The sequence below is a fragment of the Sporosarcina sp. Y1009 genome, assembly GCF_057669865.1.
In genome coordinates, this window is the sequence record NZ_JBYHFO010000005.1 from 239242 (window position 1) to 258170 (window position 18929).

The 18929-nt window shown below is 38.7% G+C and carries 20 protein-coding genes; 12 read left to right on the forward strand and 8 right to left on the reverse strand.

The genetic code is table 11. The features are described 5' to 3' along the window. Positions 1 to 27 precede the first annotated feature (27 nt). The 4 genes from AC25Y1_RS08740 to AC25Y1_RS08755 all read right to left on the reverse strand — a co-directional run bounded on the left by AC25Y1_RS08740 (position 28) and on the right by AC25Y1_RS08755 (position 4223). Entirely contained in the window at positions 28 to 1434 is a 1407-nt protein-coding gene (locus tag AC25Y1_RS08740; RefSeq protein ID WP_488147586.1) for a YfcC family protein, read from the reverse strand. Positions 1435 to 1718: 284 nt separating this feature from the next. Next, a complete protein-coding gene (locus AC25Y1_RS08745; RefSeq protein WP_488147587.1) occupies positions 1719 to 2573 on the reverse strand; it encodes an SDR family oxidoreductase in 855 nt (284 codons plus the stop codon). Between the two features lies 1 nt (position 2574). Continuing rightward, a complete protein-coding gene (locus AC25Y1_RS08750; RefSeq protein ID WP_488147646.1) occupies positions 2575 to 3597 on the reverse strand; it encodes a polysaccharide biosynthesis protein in 1023 nt (340 codons plus the stop codon). Between the two features lie 26 nt (positions 3598 to 3623). Continuing rightward, positions 3624 to 4223, reverse strand: coding sequence for a glycosyltransferase family 2 protein (locus tag AC25Y1_RS08755; RefSeq protein ID WP_488147588.1), 600 nt, complete (start codon positions 4221 to 4223; stop codon positions 3624 to 3626). A gap of 749 nt (positions 4224 to 4972) precedes the next feature. Between AC25Y1_RS08755 and AC25Y1_RS08760 the strand changes: the two genes are divergently transcribed. Both AC25Y1_RS08760 and AC25Y1_RS08765 read left to right on the forward strand, forming a co-directional pair. Further along, entirely contained in the window at positions 4973 to 6154 is a 1182-nt protein-coding gene (locus AC25Y1_RS08760; protein ID WP_488147589.1) for an Alp7A family actin-like protein, read from the forward strand. An 11-nt stretch (positions 6155 to 6165) separates the two neighbouring features. Beyond that, the gene (locus AC25Y1_RS08765; protein WP_488147590.1) at positions 6166 to 6693 is read left to right on the forward strand and encodes a hypothetical protein; all 528 of its coding nucleotides are present in this window, start codon (positions 6166 to 6168) and stop codon (positions 6691 to 6693) included. A 117-nt stretch (positions 6694 to 6810) separates the two neighbouring features. On the opposite strand, the gene ortB is transcribed toward AC25Y1_RS08765, so the two are convergent. The 4 genes from ortB to AC25Y1_RS08785 form a co-directional block, all read right to left on the reverse strand. Then, positions 6811 to 8226 (reverse strand): 2-amino-4-oxopentanoate thiolase subunit OrtB, encoded by a 1416-nt coding sequence (gene ortB, locus AC25Y1_RS08770; protein ID WP_488147591.1) that lies wholly within the window; start codon positions 8224 to 8226, stop codon positions 6811 to 6813. Next, on the reverse strand, positions 8219 to 8530 hold the full coding sequence (gene ortA, locus AC25Y1_RS08775) for a 2-amino-4-oxopentanoate thiolase subunit OrtA (protein WP_488147592.1): 312 nt from the start codon (positions 8528 to 8530) through the stop codon (positions 8219 to 8221). The genes ortB and ortA overlap by 8 nt, the downstream gene beginning before the upstream one ends. After that, positions 8531 to 9961, reverse strand: coding sequence for a Na+/H+ antiporter NhaC family protein (locus AC25Y1_RS08780; protein WP_488147593.1), 1431 nt, complete (start codon positions 9959 to 9961; stop codon positions 8531 to 8533). Positions 9962 to 10104: 143 nt separating this feature from the next. Then, the gene (locus AC25Y1_RS08785) at positions 10105 to 10644 is read right to left on the reverse strand and encodes a helix-turn-helix domain-containing protein (RefSeq protein ID WP_488147594.1); all 540 of its coding nucleotides are present in this window, start codon (positions 10642 to 10644) and stop codon (positions 10105 to 10107) included. 233 nt (positions 10645 to 10877) lie between these two features. On the opposite strand from AC25Y1_RS08785, the gene AC25Y1_RS08790 reads away from it, so the two are divergent. From AC25Y1_RS08790 to AC25Y1_RS08835, 10 genes are all read left to right on the forward strand, one after another. Beyond that, the gene (locus tag AC25Y1_RS08790; RefSeq protein ID WP_488147595.1) at positions 10878 to 11939 is read left to right on the forward strand and encodes a DmpA family aminopeptidase; all 1062 of its coding nucleotides are present in this window, start codon (positions 10878 to 10880) and stop codon (positions 11937 to 11939) included. 45 nt (positions 11940 to 11984) lie between these two features. Beyond that, a complete protein-coding gene (locus tag AC25Y1_RS08795) occupies positions 11985 to 12419 on the forward strand; it encodes an NUDIX hydrolase (RefSeq protein WP_488147596.1) in 435 nt (144 codons plus the stop codon). A 110-nt stretch (positions 12420 to 12529) separates the two neighbouring features. Then, the gene (locus AC25Y1_RS08800) at positions 12530 to 13069 is read left to right on the forward strand and encodes a histidine phosphatase family protein (RefSeq protein ID WP_488147597.1); all 540 of its coding nucleotides are present in this window, start codon (positions 12530 to 12532) and stop codon (positions 13067 to 13069) included. Between the two features lie 283 nt (positions 13070 to 13352). Continuing rightward, entirely contained in the window at positions 13353 to 14144 is a 792-nt protein-coding gene (gene surE, locus AC25Y1_RS08805; protein ID WP_488147598.1) for a 5'/3'-nucleotidase SurE, read from the forward strand. A gap of 52 nt (positions 14145 to 14196) precedes the next feature. After that, positions 14197 to 14913, forward strand: a complete 717-nt coding sequence (locus tag AC25Y1_RS08810) for a GntR family transcriptional regulator (RefSeq protein WP_488147599.1) — start codon at positions 14197 to 14199, stop codon at positions 14911 to 14913. Between the two features lie 167 nt (positions 14914 to 15080). Next, positions 15081 to 15503 carry a phosphonate C-P lyase system protein PhnG gene (gene phnG, locus AC25Y1_RS08815; protein ID WP_488147600.1) on the forward strand — a complete coding sequence of 141 codons (423 nt, stop codon included), beginning with the start codon at positions 15081 to 15083 and terminating at the stop codon, positions 15501 to 15503. Positions 15504 to 15534: 31 nt separating this feature from the next. Next, the gene (gene phnH, locus AC25Y1_RS08820) at positions 15535 to 16131 is read left to right on the forward strand and encodes a phosphonate C-P lyase system protein PhnH (RefSeq protein WP_488147601.1); all 597 of its coding nucleotides are present in this window, start codon (positions 15535 to 15537) and stop codon (positions 16129 to 16131) included. After that, positions 16131 to 17234 carry a carbon-phosphorus lyase complex subunit PhnI gene (locus AC25Y1_RS08825; protein WP_488147602.1) on the forward strand — a complete coding sequence of 368 codons (1104 nt, stop codon included), beginning with the start codon at positions 16131 to 16133 and terminating at the stop codon, positions 17232 to 17234. Before phnH ends, AC25Y1_RS08825 begins: the two co-directional genes overlap by 1 nt. Then, the gene (locus tag AC25Y1_RS08830) at positions 17234 to 18106 is read left to right on the forward strand and encodes an alpha-D-ribose 1-methylphosphonate 5-phosphate C-P-lyase PhnJ (protein ID WP_488147603.1); all 873 of its coding nucleotides are present in this window, start codon (positions 17234 to 17236) and stop codon (positions 18104 to 18106) included. The genes AC25Y1_RS08825 and AC25Y1_RS08830 overlap by 1 nt, the downstream gene beginning before the upstream one ends. Further along, the gene (locus AC25Y1_RS08835; protein ID WP_488147604.1) at positions 18096 to 18929 is read left to right on the forward strand and encodes an ATP-binding cassette domain-containing protein; all 834 of its coding nucleotides are present in this window, start codon (positions 18096 to 18098) and stop codon (positions 18927 to 18929) included. The genes AC25Y1_RS08830 and AC25Y1_RS08835 overlap by 11 nt, the downstream gene beginning before the upstream one ends.

The window sequence follows — 18929 nt, forward strand, 5'->3', positions numbered from 1 at the left end:
TTTAATTCGACCTCACGTTTTGTTTGATTAAGAATAACCGATTAAATGTGCAACCGTTACAAAAATTGCACCTAAAACATAGTGGATAATGATTAAAGGGAAAATCCATTTCACCCATTTAATCCAAGGGATCCTAGCTAGTGCGAGACCCGCCATGAAATACCCAGATGTTGGTGTGAAAATATTAGATATGCCATCGCCGAACTGGAAGGCAAGTACTGCTGTTTGCCTTGTGACACCGACTAAGTCAGCCAAGGGTGCCATAATTGGCATCGTTAATGCAGCTTGTCCACTACCAGACGGGATAATGTAATTGAGTAGACATTGAACGATATACATGCCAATTGCAGCGAGTGCACTAGGCATTGTATCGATGCCAGAAGCGAGTCCGTTAAGAATCGTGTCCATAATTTTGCCGTCTTGAAGAACAACGAGGATGGCATTCGCAATACCGACGACAAGTGCGCCCATTACCAATACCTGACAACCTTTAATAAATGACTCAGCGATCTCACTGAAGTTCATCTTACCGAGAAGCCCCATAATAATCCCCATTAGTAGAAATAAACCGGAAATCTCAGCTAAGTACCATTCAAGTTTAATCACACCGAACGCCAGTGTTACAATTGTAGCGATTAATACGAAGAAAATGAGTTTATGTCTAGTATTCAAGCTCGTCATTTCAGTTAGCGTTTCAAATTCCTGTTCGGGACTCCCATATAAAACACTGGTCGTTGGATCAGCCTTCACTTTTTTCGCGTAGCGCATCACATACCAGATACTGACGGCTAGAAAAATGACCCAAAGAATCATCCGAAAACCCATACCTGAAAAGACGGGTACCTCAGCAATCCCTTGTGCGACTCCGATCGTAAAAGGGTTCATAAATGCCGCTGTAAAGCCTGCTGAAGTCCCGAGTAGAACGATAGCTGCACCGACTATGGAATCGTATCCGATTAAAACCATAAGCGGGACTAGAATGGTAATATAGGGAATTGTTTCTTCTGCTAATCCTAACATAGCCCCTGACAATGCAAAGAATGTCATAAGGATGGGGATGAGTAAATACTCCCGATCTTTCATTTTCGTAGAGATGGTTCCAACGGCGGCGGTAATTGCCCCTGTAGATTGCAAGACACCAAATGCACCACCGACAATAAAGATATAAAAAATAATACCCGCAGCATTTGTCATTCCTTTATGTAAGGATTGAAAGATTTCAAAAAAACCTGTAGGAGAAGCCTCTACTTCATGATACGTTCCATCAACAACAATGGTACGTCCTTCATCATTCACGATGCGATCATATTCACCGGCAGGGACAAGATAAGTCGCAACTGCCGCAATTATAATAACGATAAATAATATAACGTAAACGTGAGGGATATTAAACTTCTTTTTCTCTGGAGAATTTGCCGCATTTTGCTTATGCATATTCGATTCCTCCTACTCTTTTTATGAAATAAATGATTCATAACATTGTAGGTGAAAGAAAAATAGCTGTCAATGTACGATTAATTGTTCAAAATCAAGAATTTATCTTTGCTACCGATTTATTTGATTAACAATTTGCACTATGTATCCACATTTAATGTGCATAAAAATTACTTTGGAGGGTTATTAAGAAAAAAAGGTGCCTGATTTCGAAAAACATATGAAATCAAGCACCTATTATAATATCCACATGTTAATAAGTGATTCGTTACTAACGATATTCCTTAATCACCAAAATAATGTGGATATAAATTCTTGTGCGTCCCAATCCACTGTTTCATCTCAATGACCATTTCTTCATAACTCGGGACTTTGAATGAGAAATCTTGACGATGATTGTGCAATGTTTTGTCAACATTTACTGTATCGCTAGGCGAAATCGTTATTTCATTCGCTTTAAAATGCTTCTTGAAAATCTGCAATAACTCAAATTTACTAATGCTTTGATTGTTAACAAGATGATATAATCCCGTTAGATTGTCGGCGGCAGCCTTTTCCATTGCTTTTGCTAATGTTAATGTGGTCACACCAGTCCAAATGGCGCCTGTATAGCCATTTATGGTTCCTTGTTGTTGCATAAACCAATTATATAAACCGATGCCATTCTTTTTCATATCTGGTCCAATGATTGAATTTCGGAAGACTAACGTATTGTGGGCATGCATCTCACCCAATGCTTTGGTTCGATCATAAAACGTTTCACCGTCATGCAGGCTGTTTTCAACATAAGGGGCTGATTTACCTGAGAAAACACAATCTGTGCTCATATGAATGAGTTTGGTAGGGGTGTTTTTTAATGATTCGGCTATAAAATGTGGTAAATAACTATTTAAATAGACAGCTAATGAAGGGTTTGTGTCACAAGCCTTGTTTAATACACCTATACAATTAATCACAACATCATAATCATCTTTTAGTATTGAATCTAACAATGGCTCGATCCTAACATCCCCAATAATATTCTTGCAATAGGGGAAGGGCGTTCTCGAAAAGGTTGTCACATCATGCCCTTGTTCACTTAAATAGAGAGAGATGGTATGACCCGCCATTCCAGTTGCCCCTAGAACTAAGAATTTCATATCAAGCCTCCTCCCAGTTCTTCAGTTCGTTTTGAACAACAGCTAGCGCTAATAATTTCTTTTTTATCTCTTCTACTGAAAGGATATTTGTATTATTTGAGTTGTATTCTTCAGTTAACGAAATAGTGGGCGAGCCTTCTACGAGATATTTACCGTAATTTAAGTCCCGGTTATCAGCGGGTATTCGATAAAAATCGCCCATATCAATGGCTTTTGCTGCTTCTTCTTTCGTAAGGAGTACCTCGTAAACCTTTTCTGCGTGACGTGGGCCGATGATTTGAATATTATTTTTCACATTGAATAATTCATTAAGCGCTTGTGCTAAATCTTTTATATAAGAAGCAGGCGATTTTTGAACCATGATGTCTCCATTCGATGCGTTTTGAAACGCATAGATAACCAATTCGACCGCTTCTTCAAGGCTCATCATAAAGCGTGTCATTTGGGAATCGGTTATGGTTAATGGCTTTCCGTTCTTAATCTGTTCGATAAATAATGGAATGACGGAACCGCGTGAGGCCATCACGTTTCCATATCGAGTTCCACAGATAATGGTATGACTAGAAGCAATCATTCTTGATTTGGCAATGAATGTTTTCTCCATCATCGCTTTCGAAATCCCCATTGCATTTACGGGGTATGCTGCTTTATCTGTAGATAGGCAAATAACTTTTTTTACACCTGCATTTATGGCGGCATTTAATACGTTTTCTGTTCCGAGGACATTAGTTTTAACGGCTTCCAGTGGAAAGAATTCGCAAGAAGGCACTTGCTTGAGGGCTGCGGCATGAAAAACATAATCTACATTGTACATGGCATTATTTAGGCTGCTACTATCCCGTACATCTCCAATGTAAAACTTAATTTTATTGCTTTGAAAGCGAATGCGCATATCGCCTTGTTTCTTTTCGTCTCTTGAAAATATCCTGATTTCCTTGATATCGGTATCCAAGAATCTTTTCAAAACTGCGTTTCCAAATGATCCGGTACCACCAGTTATTAATAAGATTTTGTCTTTAAACAAATATTGATCTTGGGGCTGTCGTATCATCATTTTAACCCCCTTAGATGCAAATCATATTCGGAATTCTCTCTAGGATAGTTATACCAATAGGCGAATAATCCAGTATATTTACAGGTTGGATTTTGGTCCATCAAGACTCTATTAAAGTCCCAGTCACCAGCCATATCTGCTCTATTTGTGAACTTCGCTTCGCCAATAAAACCTCTTCGAATGATCTTAAATTGTCCACACCATGTATAGGAATTTTCTTTATTTTTCACAAATTGATGACCTTCTTTTGTTAACATATTGTAGTAATAGATGTCATAATCTCCGTTCACTTGCGCCAAGACATCTCGAATAGGCGGTAAATACTGATCATCACTATCGATTATGGCTACATAATCACCAGTCGCTTCTGTGATGCAACGGTTATATGTATCACTGGCGCCTATATTCTTGTGATTGATTAGTATTTTTAATGGTAGACAGGTTTTTTGATACTCTTTTAAGATTTCTAATGTCCTATCAGTGGACCCATCATCACAAACGATAATTTCAAATGCATATTCTCTAGGAATACTATCTAGCATTGTCTTAATCCAATTTTCACTATTGTAAGCTGGTGTGAGAAAACTAATTTTCATCTAGGCACCTCATTTCTTTTATGCATATTTCTTTTGTCCTTACACGTTTACTATATGCACAGGTTTGTCTAACCTATAGGCCTGCGTGACTTGCATAATGAAGTTGTCGATGTGTCGTTAGTAATTGTCATGCTTATCTTTGCATGACAGTTACTTGTTTATTGGGAGCAAGTAGGTGGTCATGTATCAACTAAACCCGCTGTATGTTTTCGCAATTTTCCGTAAGGTTTCTCCCTATTCTTCTAGGGGTCTCAGTAGGCCTTTTAAGCGTTTTAAGCTAATTCAGACACTCTAAGTCTACTTTGTGCGGAGATTAATGTTAAAAAGTCTTCTGAACGGTTAGTTTTACGTTAATTCATAAAAAAATCATGTGTTTTATTATAAATATCAGATCTATAGATAATTGAATACAAAAATAGTTGAAAATAAACAATAAACTCTTTAATGGTGAACAAAAAAGAGGGGGGAGGGGAGGAGATAAACAGGGTTCTTTGAATGACGAAAATCGATGTATACGTTAATAGTAACGTTGTGTACAAACATGTATACAATTGTAAACGATAAAGTATACTTGTAAACAAACACGTACACATGATGCGGCTATTGGAGTGGACGCTTATGTACACATGTATACATCAATGTGCACAATATTACAGTTGTGTGATAAATGCCCACTTTACATTGACCTTCCTCTATAACTCATATAAAGTTTAAGTAGTAATCTAGGTTAAGAGAGAGGATGTTTTAAGTTGACAGTATCGCGTATTGCAGCAATTGATGTAGGTAATGATTCGTTAAAAGCGATTTTTGGAAAATTAGAAGCAGAACTTAATATCCCTAATGTTATTGCACAGGATATCGAAGACCGACCAGTCATCGGAATAGAAGAATTGGACAACCAAGATCCGATTGATGGAATTCATATTCGTGTGCACTCACCTGCATTGAAAGATAATAATTCAATCTACCGTGTGGGGAATTTAGCTGCGAAAAGTAGTAATTCTACTGAACTCGATCCGGGTAGCAACAAATCCGAAGAAGATCAGACGCTCGTTATGTTGTTTGCAGCACTAGCATTAGACGCAGTTCGTGAAGAAAATACGAAAGTATTTAAACGCAAAAATGATGTTGTCGAGGCTAGTTATACAATGGGAACCGGACTTCCACTTAGAGAAGTGAAAGAAGGAAAAGATGTTGGCTACCGTGCACAACTACTTGGATCTGTTCACCAAGTTGAGTTTTTAGTTACACCAAAGTATCAAGGAATTAAAGTGAACATTAAATTTGATGAAGTGAAAGTATATCCAGAAGGTTTTGCGGCATTTATCAATCTAGTTATGGATAATGATTTGAATATCATCAATAAAGAATTGATCGACAAGCAAATCCTTATTCAAGACATCGGTGGTCTTTCTACAGATGTAGCAGTGATTAAAAACCGTAAAGTGGATGATGATAAGGCACAAGGGTTTAACTTGGGCGTATCTGGATCACTCGATGAAATTCGTGAAGAAATTTACGCAAGACACGAAGTTGAGTTGGATAGCCGAATGGATGTTGTCGATATTATTACGCGCAAAAACGACCGCAATCACATCATGGTAAAAGGTAGCCGAACAAATGTGCATGATATCGTAGATCGGATTCTATTAGATTTAGCGAAGAAGCAATATCGTCATTTACGAAATATATGGGCGAGAAACTCACAAACTGAAATTTGCTACTTTATCGGCGGAGGCTCAATTGTTCTAAAAGATTACCTCAAATCATTAAATAATAGTTTAGACGGCTATAATATCGACTTCTTCGAAGACGAAAAAGAAAGCGTTTGGATGATGGCGAATGCCTATTACAAACTTATTTCAGATTTTGCTAAGAAAAGTGAAATAGAACAGCCGAAAGCAGCAGAAAAAGCAGTTACAACAAAATAGGGTGATAAGGTATGAATGAAAAAGGATTAAAAAGAGGCCAACCCATTACATTTCGTCTCCCCTCTGATACATCTGATCACACATTAAAGCAGTTACAAAAGCTGAAAGAGGTCGAAAGAAGAAACTTCTCCAGTAAAATTGCAGAATTTGTGATTAACGGTGTGAATGAATCTCTTTTAAAACAACGAGAAGCCATTGTCATTCCGCTACCAAAAGGGTTAACAAAAGTTCAACGGGATTGGTTGAAACATGAACATTCTGAGGCATTGCTCGGCAGTATTGTCTATCAACTTATGTCTGATCCGAATCGTACAGCATCTCTCTTTGCGTCATTGAATAGTAATGCATTAGAGGTAGATGATGCCCTATACCTTCAAGAGGAAATAGCGGCGACCGTCGAAACTGAACAGATTGACGATATTAATAGTGAAGATGACTTAGAAAGTTTTGACTGGAAACAAATTACAAAGAGTGAACCTAAACCTGAGGAAGAAGAAATCAATCCACTTGAAGATTTCCTTGCCCAGATGAATAAGTAAAAATCAAATACAAAAAGCTCAGCAATCATTTTGATTGGCTGAGCTTTTTCTCTAATATTGTAAATACAAATGATATTTAATCTGCTGGGAAACTTTGCAGTAACATCGATTTAAAACTTATATTGATATACCATGGCTAATAAGAACTTCTTTCATGAAGTCCTCTGTCGAGTTGGTGTCTTCAACAAGAAAATCAAAGTCGGCTCTATTAATCGAATGAATATTGTAGTTTTTAATTGCGTTTTTTACGTAACTTTTCTTTAGTAAATTCAAATCCAGTTCTTTAATTGATAATTGATCAAAGCTTTCAGGAATGATTATATTGGTACCAGGGATACTATCCTCAGGATTTCCACGCTTAACTTCAATGCCGTTTTTCTTGGCGAAGGTTAGCTGAGCCATTTGATGTTTTCCTGCTCCAGTGTATTCAGTTTCTTGAACAACGATTACTTGGTCATCATTCAATTCTCGAGCCATCGCGATTGCAGCTGCTAAAGATGTATTGCCGGCTGGTCCTCTTTCTAAGCCTTCTAATTGGGCAAGTGCCTCAGTAATATAAAAGACTTCGCCTTGGGTTACCGTTACATATTGATCAATATATCTTAAAACACGTGCTGCATTTCTTGGTACATCAGTTCTATCTGGCCATGTGGCAAAAGGAGCTCCGAATCCAGTATGACCTGTAGTAAAGGATTTTCTATTAAAATCCTTGTCGGAAGCCATATGTAATCCTGTTAGATCAACTGATGCACCGACGATTTTTGTTTCTGTCGCACCTGCTTTTTGTAATCCTCTAGCAGTTCCAGTCAAATTTCCTCCGCCAGCGTTCGTTGCAATAACGACGTCTGGATATTTCCCTTCTAATTCAAAAAACTCATTAGCAATTTCTACACCTAACGTTTCAACTCCTGCAATACTAAACGGTGAGTACAGAGATGCGTTAAAATATCCCGTTTCTTCAAGTAACTTTAAAACAGTATAGAATAGTTCTGGACCAATGGTTTGCTGAATAACCTCAGCACCATATGCTTCACATTTTCTTGCCTTTTCCAATATCTCAGGTTGACCAATTTTATTTGAATCAAATACTTCCTGAACGACAATCGTTTTCAATCCTCTTTGGCTTGCTTGGGAAGCGACAGCAGCTCCGTAGTTCCCACTGGTGGCTACAATTACTCCTTTATATCCCATCTTTTTCGCATAATCGACTGCGACGGAAGCGCGTCTCGCCTTATATGAACCTGATGCATTTGCAGCTTCATCCTTAATAAAAACTCTTGCGCCTTTTCCACTTTCTGAATGCTTTTTAATCAGTTTATTGATGTTTTTTAATTCAAAAATTGGAGTATTTCCGACCTTGGTTTCTTTTTGAATACGTTCGATATCTTCTAGTGTATAACCCGTTTTACTCATCATCTCTTCATAGGAAAATGAAAAACTTCCATACTCGAATTGATCATAGTCTAATCCCGTAGATTGTTTAATAATTTTATTTTTGCGTGCCATAACTGATGCATATGACTGATTATTCATTTGTAGAGGTCCCCATTTCTTTCCGTAACTCTTTCCCGACATCCATTAACTCTTGAATATACTCTCCGAAGTCGTGAGTATGACGAGGGCGAATGTCACATAATTTTCCTGTTACAGTTCTTCCGATTAAAGTTTCAATCTGAACTTTGTCCCCAATAACAGCTTTTTCATTTAGTAAGTTTCCCTTCAACCACTGCTTTAAGGGAGTCTTCTTAGTATCTTCAGGTAACCGTGAAGTTCTTTCTTCGGGGGACAATATTGTCTCTTCTATTTCAACCCAATCTCCAAGTACTGCGTATTTCATTTATACCTTCTCCTCACTTAAGTGCTTAACTGGTTCGCCATTTTCTCCAATGTATCTTCTTCCCCAACCTGTAATTACAGAGAATATCATTACGGCTAGTAAAGCCCAACAATAGATGACCCAAGGGGCTATCTGGTTTGTTGATAATATTGGAACAATATCGCCGAATACTGCATTTGCTTGTTCGGATGATGCACGGACAAGTAATAGTGCAGGTGTCCAGGGTAAAGAAAATACTAATGTATTAGCAAAAGCATCCAAAACGTTTGCTGTTCGATAACGGTGAAGTTTAAACTTTTCTCCAACGGGTTTTGCATATGAGATTCCGACAGCGAGTATTGGCGGGGCGTTAAGACCCATTACAGAACTCATTGCTAAAACTAAACCGGCAATCGAGGCTTCTGCACCTCTCGCTGTCTTAACTACTTTTTGAGATAGATCAATTAAAGCTTTATCACCACCGCCAACTCTCATCACGTTAACGCAGGCCATTAACAATAATGCCAAAATAGATATGTCGACCATTCCACCGATTCCATCTACAAATACACCTTGAACAGCGCCATCCTTAATAAATAATAGATTGGAAAAACTATTTAATTTAAAAAAGTGTGCTAATATTACGCCGACTATTGTTCCAACCGTAGTTGCACTGATAAGATGTGCGCCTCGCATTGCTAGAATAATAGTTAATAACGCGGGAATAAGCATAACTAAACCAACTGGATTCATATTTTCACTTAATTTTTCAACTGGAACTGCAGAAGTTGAACCGCCGCCACCCAGGACTAATAACAGAATTAGTGTGATTATACTAGCAGGAATTGCATATTTAATTCTCGATTTTACCACGCCACCTATGTCCGCATCCTGACTCGCAGCCGACGAGATTGTTGTATCAGATATAGGTGCCAAATTGTCACCGAAAGCTCCCCCTCCAACAATTGCTCCAGCTAGAATTAAAGGATCAGCACCTAACATAATTCCCGCTGGATAAAGGACTGCCATCCCAGCAATAATGGTTCCGAATGCTGTCCCTGTAGTTGTAGCGAATATTGCACTGGCGATAAAAGTAACAATCACAAATGTAGTTCCGTTTGCTCCCAAATGGTACGCAGCCCAAAGAATTCCTTGTACTAATCCGGATTCTTTCAAAACCGTTGCAAATACACCGGCAAAAATCCAACACGCGACTGGAATGATTGCAATCTTATCTGCCATACCTTCAATAACAGCTGTCGAGTACTTTTCCTTTTCCTTACTAAGAAAGAAAGTAAGCATTATCCCAAGTAACGCTGCAACCCACATACCCCTTATATCTGGAGTTTGAAGAATAGAAATATACACTGCGATTACCACGAAAATAGCGAATGGTAGAAATGAAGTCCAGCGACCCCCGAAAAACTTTACATCTGATATATTTTTATCCAATATAAATTCCCCCGTCCTTGTCTTTGTACCTTTATAGTTTTTAGAGTTTTATAAAGCGCTTACATTTGATGATATAATGGGTCCTTTCATAAGTAATCGTGTATATATTTAATTTTTATGAACTATGTTTTTCATCTAACATGTTAAAATTCTGCTGGACTAATGACGGATACAATGATTACTTCTGTATCGCCAATGTTAATAGCATTATGAGGTGTGTTTTCTGAAAAATATATGGTGTCACCTTCTTCTAAAATATGCTTCTCACCATCCACGATAAATTCAACGGTACCATTATTTATTAAACAACATTCAGCGCCCTCATGAATACTTGTGTTTTCATCCATTTTCCCCCCAACTTCAATTCGAGTTAATAGTAATTGGAATTCTTGCACGAATGTTGGTGAAAGCAACTCATAAATAGGATTCGAATCTGGCAAAATTAATTTTTTCCTTTCTGCTTTCTTAATAACGGAACTGGTTTTATTTTTTTCTTGAAAAAAGTAAGTGATAGGTACTCCTAATACATTTGAAATTTTTTTCAACATTGTTATGGAGGGACTCGATAAATTACGCTCAATTTGACTAATATGACTGCTGCTCACTCCAAGTTCAGTTGATAAATTAACAATTGAAATACCTTTACCCTCTCGTAAGTCTCGTAATATTTTACCTAATTCCACTAATTTCACCCCTATTTCCATATGTTTTGACTAAGTTGAGGATTATTACAAATGATTGTTGTAACAATTCAATAAATTATAGCAACTCAAAAGTTAACTGTCAATTTATTTTTTAACTTTAAGTTTATAAAGTTATCTTTTAATGAATAAAGTTTTGAATTATTCTTCTAATCGTTGATTTATTGGTATAATTAAAATTAATTTATCCATAAAAATTAATTGGAGTGAAAAAAATGAACTTACAAGAACCAGTAAAAATACGTAATCACGGCGTTACGATTGGACGTCTTCCAGTTGGGATGAAAAATTGCATTACTGATGTAAGAGGCGTAAAAGTCGGGCACGTCACAATTGATAAACCGTTAGCCGGCGGTGAATATGCGGCGACTGGTGTAACGGCTATTTTGCCACATGGCGATAACTTATTTAGAAAGAAAGTAATTGGGGCGTCTTATGTTTTGAATGGTTTTGGGAAAACGACAGGACTTGTTCAAATCGATGAGCTCGGACTTATTGAATCACCGATTATGTTAACGAATACTTTTGGCGTTCCAGCTGTCACTCAGGGAACACTTCAATATATGTTGCAAGAAACACCGGAAATTGGCGACACAACTGGAACGGTCAATGTGGTGGTCGGAGAATGTAATGATAGTCGATTGAACTCGATTCGTGCGCTCGAAGTTCAGCCGAGAGATGCAGTAGCGGCAATTCATGAAGCGACTACAGAACCTTCTTTAGAAGGGGCCGTTGGTGCGGGAAAAGGCATGATTTGCTTTGGTTATAAGGGCGGCATAGGGACATCATCACGTGTCATTCGAACGGGGTCTTCAGGAAAAGTCTATACAATAGGTTGTCTTGTACTGAGTAACTTTGGCTCAAAGGAAGATTTTCAAGCTGGCAAATACCAATTAAACGAGCCTAAAGAAACGCCTGCTTATCCACAAGAAGCAGACGGTTCTATCATCATAGTGTTGGCAACTGATGCCCCTGTAGATAGTAGGCAACTGAGACGAATCGCGAAAAGAAGCGGAATTGGATTAGGTAGAACGGGTAGCCATTTCAGTCATGGGAGTGGAGATATTGTGATTGCATTTACGACTGCTAATCCCAAATATCATGTTTCTGAAGATCCTATTGAAAATGACTATCTATTAAGGGAAGACGGAGAAATTATGAATGAGCTTTTTATTGCAGCAACAGATGTGACCGAAGAAGCGATTTTGAACTCCATGTCACAGGCTGTCACAACAACTGGAAGAAAGGGTAATACTGTCTATGCATATCCGTTTTGATAAGAATATGGAAAGACAAGCGCAGAACGAGTGGGAGATGAATGAATGTTTGTCGTAAATACAGAAGCAGCTATTTATAAGGACGGAAAATACTTACTGATTAAGCGTAGCGAGAAGGAAGCGCATGCAGGTGGTAAATTGTCGCTTGTTGGTGGGAAAGTTGAAATTGAAGGGTTTTCTTCGGATATTTTGGAGCGCACGATTGTGCGAGAAGTAGCGGAAGAGGTTGGTTTAACCCTTCGTGCAAGACCGAGGTATATACAAAGTACAAGTTTTGTGACGGATACGGGGAAGCATGTCGTGAATGTTTACTTCTTATATGAGAATCCAGTGGGGGAACCCTATGTTGCGAGTGTTGATGAGGTGGCCGGGGTTTATTGGATGTCGCCTGAGGAGATTTATCATCACGTTGAATTACCACATTACTTGAAAGACAGTATTAAGCACGCAGAAGTATTACGGAAATCAATTCATTGCTAGAAAACCAAGAATTTGTCAAATTGACACATTTATGAAAAATAAAACTAATGAGTGCATCAAAAATGTTTCTATCAATGAATTCCAGGGAAAAGTAGAGTGGGGTGTTATTGGTGGAAAAACTAGTCTATATTATACGACACTGTGAAGCTGAAGGGCAGGAACCACATGCAAAATTGACTGTCCAAGGCAAAGCACAAGCGGAAAGTTTAGTTTCGTTTTTTGATGATATCGAGGTTGATCGAATTATCGTCAGCCCTTTTGTTCGGGCACGAAGCACGGCATTACCACTTGCTGAAGCGAAGGGACTGGACATTGAGCAAGATAATAATTTGACTGAACGGGTCCTGAGTTTACAAGATGATACAGATTGGCTCAATAAATTGAAGGACAGTTTTTCAGATGTCCATTTAAAATATAACGGGGGTGAGTCTTCAATTGAAGCCATGACCCGGGCTTATAGAGTCATCAGAAATTTAAAAAGTGATACGAAGACAGTCATTGTCACTCACGGAAATCTAATGACCTTATTATTAAGGTGCTTTGACAAAAGTTTTGGGTTTGACGAATGGAAAGAACTCACGAACCCAGATGTATTTAGAATTCGTGAATCGAGTGGATCCGTCTCGGTTGAACGGGTTTGGCAAGGTTGAATGTTGCCACTCTAGAAGTCTATCTACACAAAGAAAGACGAACGTGTATATTTATAGGTAAAATATCGCTCGCTTGGCAATTGAATTTGCTGAGCGCCTTTTTTATATTGTTGGAGAAAATGACAAGACATGATGTCAATTTTACAAATCTTTTACATTCCCTTAACACTTCTTTAACACAGTGTAGATATAGTTAAGTCATGGTAGTCATAGAAGATGATGGAATTGGACTATAACTACTGGGACTTGAGCTGAAAAACATTGAGAAAGTAGGGATGATCGTATGAAGTTTCTATTAACGAATGATGACGGAATTGCTTCACCCGCTTTAGCTGCAATTGTTGAGGTCATGAAGGAATACGGAGAGGTTTTTGTTGTTTGTCCTGATAAAGATATGAGCGCTGTGGGGCATTCAATTACATTTCGAGAGTCTTTGAAGGTTCGGGAGACATCCGTTTTCGGTAACAATGTAAAAGCTTGGACAGTCAGCGGATCGCCTGCTGATTGTGTGAAAATAGCTTTGGAAGTATTAGTCCCAGATGAAATCGATTTTGTCGTATCGGGTATGAACATTGGTTCGAATATTGGCCGGGATAGTTATTATTCAGGCACGATAGCTGGAGCGCGAGAAGCCTCCTTCTTTGGTATACCAGCCGTTGCTGTTTCTTTGGACGTTAATGCTGTGATTCTCGATTATAGCGAATCGAAAAAACTCTTTAATCAGGTAATGGAAAACATCTTAGGACAACAATATGCACCGAATTTATTACTGAATATAAACATTCCCAATCTTGAAGCATCACAATGCAAAGGTGTGACTTTTGCAGAACTGGATTTTAGTGTTTTAAGGTATAAACATCTTCAAGAAGTAGATGTAGAGGGAAATGAAGTCTATTGGCTAAAAGGGCAACCGTCACAACTTACTTTCGACGAGCTAGAAGGTGACTTCTCATTGTTACGCGAAGGATATGTTACAGTGACGCCTTTACAAGCTCAAATAACAGACTTTAGTAATAAACGAGAAATTGAACATTGGTTCAGCAGTACTCAAAAGCCGACTTCTGTGCCACTTTAAAAAGGTTAAGAACGACGTAAGGATATAGTTCCTAATTGAAAAAGGTGAAATTATGATTGCGACAAATGATGCGAAAATAACAGATGATTTACTTCAACTCATTATAGGTGGGAAATATAAAGAAAATGATCGATTACCGTCGGAAAATGAATTAGCGATTCACTATAAGGTGCCACGATTTAATGTGAGAAATGCATTTTTGAAATTGGAAGATATGGGTTATATTTATTCGAAGCAAGGAAAAGGTCGATTCTTAAAGCCAAAGAAGCATCAGCTAAAATTAAATCTCGCTGGAAACAGAAGTTTTAGTGAAGAAATGAGACAGGCAGGACATGATTTGGAAACGCAAAATCTCGGGTATGTAAAAGTTCCTTATGATGAAAAGATTTATGCTAAGCTTCAAGTAGGGCGTTGTGACGAAGTGATTAAGATTTCACGACTTCATATCGTGGATGGCCAGCCGACTGCACTTCATATTTCGTATGTTTCCAAATCTGTTTTTCCGAAAATTGAGCGAGATGGGGATAATATTCAATCCATGTTTAGCTATTACGCAGATCAAGGATTTACAGACTTTTCGAGTAATAAAGGATATGTCAGCATTTCATTTCCAACGAGTGTGGAGCGTGGACTTTTCGATTGTGCATCACTTGTGCCTTTATTAGTTGTCGAAAGCGACTGCATCGAGACCAATCAAAACATGGTTTTGGGCTATACCAAAATAATTTACCGCAGTGATCTATTTACCTATGTCATTTCGGAAGATTGAACAGGAAAACTTTGTCTTTAGACAAGGTTTTTTTGTTTGCCTAAAAATAATCTAGCTCCAAGCATCAGTCGATTAAGTTTTTACAGTTCTTTAATAATTACTTTACAAACCCTTAACACCAGGCAACTTGGCAACAAGATAAGCTTGGTTTGTAAAGGAGTGAGAAATTGAATCGACGCAGACGAACGGCAATTCTAATTGACGGCTCACCAAGTTTTGCAAAAGACTTAGCCGGTGAAATTGAACGTAACTATGCTATTCAAGTTTTGTCAGAACCACAACATGCATTAACCATGATTAAGTTGAGGGAGACGGCTAAAAATTCACTGTTTTATCTTGGTGAAGTGTTGGTGACAGAAACAAAGGTGCAGATCAACAACCAAATCGGTGTCGGCATCGTAGTAGGGAATGAAGAGGAACTTTCCTATTCGCTTGCAGTGATTGATGCAGCATACCAAGCAGAATTACAAGAAACTCAAAACTGGAAATTACGATTTGAACATGAAGAAAAACGGATTCAAAAAAATAAGGCAAATAAAGAACAATCGATTCTGAAAACAAAAGTTGATTTTGAAATGATGGATGTTTAGTGAAAACTAAATTCAAACGAGGAGTGAAATCATGGCAATTGACTTAGTACACGATACGCAAGAAGTGTTTCGCATTCTTCTTAATTGCATGTCGAGGCCTGGAACGATAGAAAATATTGAAGAAATCGGAAGGCCGATTGGACAACATCAATATTGCGATCACTCAATTTTCGTGAGTGCAATTACATTATTGGATGGGGAAACGAGCTTTCATGTTGTAGGTGAACAAGCGGACAACATCGGAGAATTCCTTTCATCCTTTACTTATGCAAAAGTTGCTGAACTACAACAAGCAGATTATATCTTCATCATGAAAGATGCTAAAAAACAACAGATAAAAAATGTGTTTAAAGAAGCTAGAAAAGGCACATTAAGAAATCCGCAGCAGTCCACAACGATTCTAATCGAAACAAATCAGCTATCGACTGGAAACCAGCTGTTGTTAGAAGGGCCTGGCATCGAACGCACTAAAAACGTGGAAATTGCGGGTAGTGAATTTTGGATTACTGAACGAGCAGAAGCCATCAAGGAGTATCCACTTGGTGTAGATCTTATTTTAATCGATTCAAACAGCAACATTATGTGTTTGCCAAGAACGACGCTGATTTATGAACGAGAGGTGAGCTAATGGCTTATGTAGCTGTTAAAGGTGGCACTGAAGCGATAGCGGAATCGATTAAGCGCCTTACCTATGAACGCATTCAAGAACATGAGCTATTGGAAATTGAGACGATCATGGCCACAATGCGTGGGATGGTGGATCAAGTAATGTCTGAAAGTAGTTTGTACTCGGAGTATCTAGCGGCACTTGCGATAAAACAATCCGAAGGCAATGTGGAAGAAGCGGTGTTTTTATTACGAGCACATCGTTCAACATTGCCGAGGACTTATTACACAAGAGTTGTTGAGACAAATACGATGGCGGTCGAGCGAAGAATCTCAGCGAGTTTTAAGGATATACCAGGCGGACAAATCCTAGGGGCATCTTACGACTATACACATCGTTTACTGGATTTTAATCTTCTCAGTGAATCTAAAGCCGGGATGAAGGATTGGGTAATTGATTTTTTAAACGAGGCAACTGAAACAACAACATCGAACTTAAATGCTTTGCCTAAAGTTGTTGAGTACTTACGGGAAGAACAGTTATTTTCCCAAGTTGAAGACGACAACACAGAACCCATCGACGTGACAAAACAAAGCCTACAGTTTCCGACGACGCGCAGCGAACGACTGCAAGTGTTGACGAGAGGGCAAACAGGGGCCGTTACATCCCTTGGGTATGCAGCGATTCGAGGGTATGGTCAAGTCCATCCAACAGTCGGGGAATTACGTGTTGGCAAGTTGCCGCTCACAGTGAACCATCCTACAGATCAATCGGATGATGAAGAAAACGACTATTATATCGGCGAAATTAAGGTAACAGAAGTGGAGTCGTTTGTTCCTGTTTCTGTACAAAACGACAACCATATAGAAGAAATGGAATTTGAAATCGGCTACGGCATTTGTTATGGACAAAACGAAACGAAGGCCATTGCAATGAGTATTTTAGATCACGGCTTAGAAGTCGGGAAGAAAGACCATCCAACGCAGGACGAAGAATTTGTCCTACTCCATATAGATTCAGTCGAGTCAAGCGGTTTTATCTCACATTTGAAGTTGCCACATTATGTGACATTTCAATCCAAGCTTGATAGTATACGGAAAATTAAAAAGGAGTCTAAAAAATAATGCAGTTGCAAACACATTTCGCTTTATTTGATGAAGGTTCGAAAAAGGAAATACGAAGAGCCATTTTAAAAGGTGTAGCCATCCCGGGCTATCAGGTACCTTTTGCTTCAAGAGAGATGCCTATTGCGCGCGGCTGGGGAACAGGCGGCCTTCAAATCACGCTATCTATCATTGGTAAAAAAGACATATTAAAAGTAATTGATCAAGGCTCAGATGAATCGGTCAATGCGGTTAATATTAAAAAACTTGTCAATAAAACAACGGGTGTTCAAACGACCATAGAAACAAGTGAAGCTTCGATTATCCAATCACGACACCGTATTCCAGAAGTTCCGTTAACGAAAAATCAAATTATGGTGCTACAAGTTCCGATTCCTGAACCACTACGTTGGGTTGAACCGAGTGAATTTAAAACGAAAAAACTTCACGCCGAAAATGACTATAGCGGGGCATGGCTCATGTTGTTCGAACAAATTATGAAGTATGGGAAGACGGCTACAGATGCGGATCATCCGGTACTTGTGCATGACCGTTATGTGATGGCACCTAGTCCAATTCCGCGTTTTGATAATACGAAACTTCATCAATCAGAGGCCTTGATCTTATTCGGTGCAGGTAGAGAAAAGAAAATCTATGCGATTCCGCCCTATACAAATGTGTCGTCACTCGCGTTTGAGGACTATCCATTCGAAGTAGAATCGTTTGAAGGAAAACAATGTCGCTTATGTTCTTCGGTTAATGTCTATCTTGATGAATTGGTAAATCAGGAAACAGGTGTTACTGAATATCAATGCAATGATACGAGTCATTGTCTATCCCAGTTGAACAAAGAAGCGCCTACTACAGGAGTGGAGGTTGCCTATGCGAGATAAGCCGATCTTACAAGTGAGGAATTTTAAGAAGCAGTATGGACCAGGTTGCACGAACTGTGCCGACGATGGCATTGTCGAAAAAAACTATTGCCCCAAGTGCCAGACCGTCTATGCTTGCCGGAATATTTCGTTCGATTTACATGAGGGTGAAATACTGGGAATCGTCGGAGAAAGTGGCAGTGGAAAGTCTACGCTGATGAAGTGTTTGTACTTCGACGAAGCCGTAACAGATGGGCAAGCTTATATCCGTTCGTATAAAGGCGGACAAACAAATATCTTTGAAGAATCATCACAACAACACCGCCATATCCGAAATTATATTCTTGGAATGGTCTATCAAAATCCGATTCTTGGTTTGAAAATGGATTTTTCATCCATAGGTAATATTGCTGAAAAATTGATTGCGGCAGGTGATCGAAATGTTCAGCGCATGGAAGACAGAAGCAAAGAGTTACTAGAACATGTTCATATTCCACTTGCGCGTATGAAAGACGAACCAAGGAAGTTTTCTGGTGGGATGCAGCAACGTGTTCAGATTGCAAAAGCACTTTCCAATAATCCACCCATTTTATTTTTAGATGAAGTGACAACGGGTTTAGATTTATCGGTACAGGCAAGTGTGCTTGATCTCATTAAAAAAATTCAACGAGAACTTGGAATCAGCATGCTCGTAGTCTCACATGATTTGGCGGTTATTCGGATGTTGGCGGACCGCACCATTGTCATGCTCAACGGAGAAATTATTGAACAAGGGCTTACAGATCAAATCTTAGAAGATCCACAGCATGAATATACGCAACAGCTCGTCTATTCGTTAATTTAA

Excerpts from the sequence above, each read along its gene's own strand:
- AC25Y1_RS08740 (WP_488147586.1), bottom strand. The coding sequence starts at position 1,434 with ATGCATAAGCAAAATGCGGCAAATTCTCCAGAGAAAAAGAAGTTTAAT.
- AC25Y1_RS08745 (WP_488147587.1), bottom strand. The coding sequence starts at position 2,573 with ATGAAATTCTTAGTTCTAGGGGCAACTGGAATGGCGGGTCATACCATC.
- AC25Y1_RS08755 (WP_488147588.1), bottom strand. The coding sequence starts at position 4,223 with ATGAAAATTAGTTTTCTCACACCAGCTTACAATAGTGAAAATTGGATT.
- AC25Y1_RS08765 (WP_488147590.1), top strand. The coding sequence starts at position 6,166 with ATGAATGAAAAAGGATTAAAAAGAGGCCAACCCATTACATTTCGTCTC.
- ortB (WP_488147591.1), bottom strand. The coding sequence starts at position 8,226 with ATGAATAATCAGTCATATGCATCAGTTATGGCACGCAAAAATAAAATT.
- ortA (WP_488147592.1), bottom strand. The coding sequence starts at position 8,530 with ATGAAATACGCAGTACTTGGAGATTGGGTTGAAATAGAAGAGACAATA.
- AC25Y1_RS08790 (WP_488147595.1), top strand. The coding sequence starts at position 10,878 with ATGAACTTACAAGAACCAGTAAAAATACGTAATCACGGCGTTACGATT.
- AC25Y1_RS08795 (WP_488147596.1), top strand. The coding sequence starts at position 11,985 with ATGTTTGTCGTAAATACAGAAGCAGCTATTTATAAGGACGGAAAATAC.
- surE (WP_488147598.1), top strand. The coding sequence starts at position 13,353 with ATGAAGTTTCTATTAACGAATGATGACGGAATTGCTTCACCCGCTTTA.
- AC25Y1_RS08810 (WP_488147599.1), top strand. The coding sequence starts at position 14,197 with ATGATTGCGACAAATGATGCGAAAATAACAGATGATTTACTTCAACTC.
- phnH (WP_488147601.1), top strand. The coding sequence starts at position 15,535 with ATGGCAATTGACTTAGTACACGATACGCAAGAAGTGTTTCGCATTCTT.
- AC25Y1_RS08825 (WP_488147602.1), top strand. The coding sequence starts at position 16,131 with ATGGCTTATGTAGCTGTTAAAGGTGGCACTGAAGCGATAGCGGAATCG.
- AC25Y1_RS08830 (WP_488147603.1), top strand. The coding sequence starts at position 17,234 with ATGCAGTTGCAAACACATTTCGCTTTATTTGATGAAGGTTCGAAAAAG.
- AC25Y1_RS08835 (WP_488147604.1), top strand. The coding sequence starts at position 18,096 with ATGCGAGATAAGCCGATCTTACAAGTGAGGAATTTTAAGAAGCAGTAT.